The following is a 2,783-nucleotide window of genomic DNA, read 5'->3' on the forward strand; positions in this document are numbered from 1 at the left end:
TGGCAACGGAACAGACGGTACGGGTCTTCCAGGTTGTCGAGACGCTCGCCGGTGGCCGTGTCGCGGCTGTCCGCGATGAAGCGGTAAGCCTGCAGCAGGCCGGCCGGGCCGACGAACTTGTCCGGGTTCCACCAGAAGCTCGGGCACGACGTCGAGCAGCTCGCGCACAGAATGCACTCGTACACGCCGTCGAGCTCGTCGCGCTCTTCCGGCGACTGGAGGCGTTCCTTCTCCGGCGGCGGCGCGTCGTTGATCAGGTACGGCTTGATCGAGTGATACTGGTTGAAGAAGTGCGTCATGTCGACGATCAGGTCGCGCACGACGGGCAGGCCCGGCAACGGGCGCAGCACGATCTTCTGCGGCAGGTCGTTCAGGTTCGTCAGGCACGCCAGACCGTTCTTGCCGTTGATGTTCATCGCGTCGGAGCCGCACACGCCTTCACGGCACGAGCGGCGGAACGACAGCGTCTCGTCCACGGCCTTCAGCTTGACCAGTGCGTCGAGCAGCATGCGCTCATGCTTGATCTCGAGCTCGTACGTCTGCATGCGCGGCGCCGCGTCCTTGTCCGGATCGTAGCGGTAGACTTCAAAAATGCGTTTTGCCATTTCGGATTCCTTTGACTCGGCTTAGAACGTGCGCGGCTTCGGCGGCACGGAGTCGACCGTCAGCGGCTTCATTTGAACCGGCTTGTAGTCGAGGCGATCGCCCTCGCTGTACCACAGCGTGTGGCGCAGCCAGTTGTCGTCGTCGCGGTGTTCGTAATCGCTGTGTGCGTGCGCGCCGCGGCTTTCCTTGCGCGCTTCCGCCGACACCATCGTCGCGCGCGCGACTTCGATCAGGTTCTCCAGCTCGAGCGCTTCGACGCGCGCGGTGTTGAACACCTTCGACTTGTCCTTCAGGTGGATGCTTTCCACACGCGCCTTCAGGCCGGCCATCTGATCGACGCCTTCCTTCAGCAGTGCCGACGTGCGGAACACGCCTGCGTGCTTCTGCATCGTCGCGCGGATGTCGTTGGCGACGTCCTGCGTGTACTCGCCCGAAGACGACTTGTCGAGCTTGTTCAGACGCGCCAGCGAGAATTCGCCTGCATCGGCCGGCAGCGGCTTGTGTTCCTTCTGGTTCTTCACGTGCTCGACGATGTGGTTGCCGGCCGCACGGCCGAACACCACGAGGTCCAGCAGCGAGTTCGTGCCGAGGCGGTTCGCGCCGTGCACGGACACGCACGAGCACTCGCCCACTGCGTAGAAGCCGTTGACCGGATCCTTGTGGCCGCGCGACGTGCCGACGACCTGACCATGGATGTTGGTCGGGATGCCGCCCATCTGGTAGTGGATCGTCGGGACGACCGGGATCGGTTCCTTGATCGCATCGACGTTCGCGAACTTCAGCGCGATTTCGCGGATCGACGGCAGACGCTTCATGATCGTCTCGGCGCCGATGTGCGACAGGTCGAGCAGCACGTGGTCCTTGTTCGGACCGACGCCGCGGCCTTCCTTGATTTCCTGGTCCATCGAACGCGACACGAAGTCACGCGGCGCCAGATCCTTCAGCGTCGGTGCGTAGCGTTCCATGAAGCGTTCGCCGTTCGCGTTGCGCAGGATGCCGCCTTCGCCGCGCACGCCTTCGGTGATCAGCACGCCCGCGCCGGCCACGCCGGTCGGGTGGAACTGCCAGAACTCCATGTCCTGCAGCGCGATGCCCGAGCGCGCGGCCATGCCGAGGCCGTCGCCGGTGTTGATGAACGCATTGGTCGACGCCGCGAAGATCCGGCCTGCGCCGCCCGTCGCGAACAGCGTCGTCTTGCCTTCCATGATGTAGACGTCGCCCGTCTCCATCTCGAGGGCCGTCACGCCGAGCACGTCGCCGTCCGCGTCGCGGATCAGGTCGAGCGCCATCCATTCGACGAAGAACTGCGTCTTCGCCTCGACGTTCTGCTGGTACAGCGTGTGCAGCAGCGCGTGACCGGTACGGTCGGCGGCCGCGCAAGCGCGCTGGACCGGCTTCTCGCCGTAGTTCGCGGTGTGGCCGCCGAACGGGCGCTGGTAGATCGTGCCGTCCGCGTTACGGTCGAACGGCATGCCGAAGTGTTCCAGTTCATACACGACGTTCGGTGCTTCGCGGCACATGAACTCGATCGCGTCCTGGTCGCCGAGCCAGTCGGAACCCTTGATCGTGTCGTAGAAGTGGAAGTGCCAGTTGTCTTCGCTCATGTTGCCGAGCGACGCGCCGATGCCGCCCTGTGCGGCCACCGTGTGCGAACGGGTCGGGAACACCTTCGACAGCACGCCGACCGACAGGCCCGCGCGCGACAGTTGCAGCGCTGCGCGCAAGCCCGAGCCGCCCGCGCCGACGATCACCACGTCGAACTTGCGGCGCGGCAGGGAAGTTTTGATTGCAGCCATTCTTTACACTCTCCAGAGAATCTGCGCGGCGTAGCCCGCACATGCGAGCAGCCAGACGATGGTCAGCGATTGCAGCAGCAGGCGCACACCGACGGGCTTCACGTAGTCCATCCAGATGTCGCGCACGCCGACCCATGCGTGGTAGAAGAGGGAAAGCAGCGTCACGAAGGTCGCGAGCTTCATCCATTGCGCGGAGAAGATCGATGCCCAGCCTTCGTACGAGAAGTCGTGCGCGCCGAAGAACAGGACGAGCAGAATGACCGTGTAGACCGCCATGATCGTGGCGGTGACGCGCTGCGCGAGCCAGTCGCGCAGGCCGTAGTGAGCGCCGACGACGAGGCGCTTCGAGCCGATTCGGTTATTGGCTGCCATTTTCTTAGA

General features: G+C 64.4%; 3 protein-coding genes. All 3 read right to left on the minus strand.

Features of this window, described 5'->3' with window-relative positions:
• Positions 1 to 605 (minus strand): succinate dehydrogenase iron-sulfur subunit (locus WS75_RS24180; RefSeq protein WP_059683997.1); only part of this gene is annotated, 605 nt, incomplete at its 3' end.
• Positions 606 to 626: 21 nt separating this feature from the next.
• Complete coding sequence (sdhA, locus tag WS75_RS24185) at positions 627 to 2,402, minus strand: succinate dehydrogenase flavoprotein subunit (protein WP_059683999.1); 1,776 nt, start codon at positions 2,400 to 2,402, stop codon at positions 627 to 629.
• A gap of 3 nt (positions 2,403 to 2,405) precedes the next feature.
• The gene (gene sdhD / locus WS75_RS24190; protein WP_006399546.1) at positions 2,406 to 2,774 is read right to left on the minus strand and encodes a succinate dehydrogenase, hydrophobic membrane anchor protein; all 369 of its coding nucleotides are present in this window, start codon (positions 2,772 to 2,774) and stop codon (positions 2,406 to 2,408) included.
• Positions 2,775 to 2,783 lie beyond the last annotated feature (9 nt).

It is taken from the genome of Burkholderia sp. FL-7-2-10-S1-D7 (assembly GCF_001524185.1).
Lineage (GTDB): Bacteria > Pseudomonadota > Gammaproteobacteria > Burkholderiales > Burkholderiaceae > Burkholderia > Burkholderia diffusa.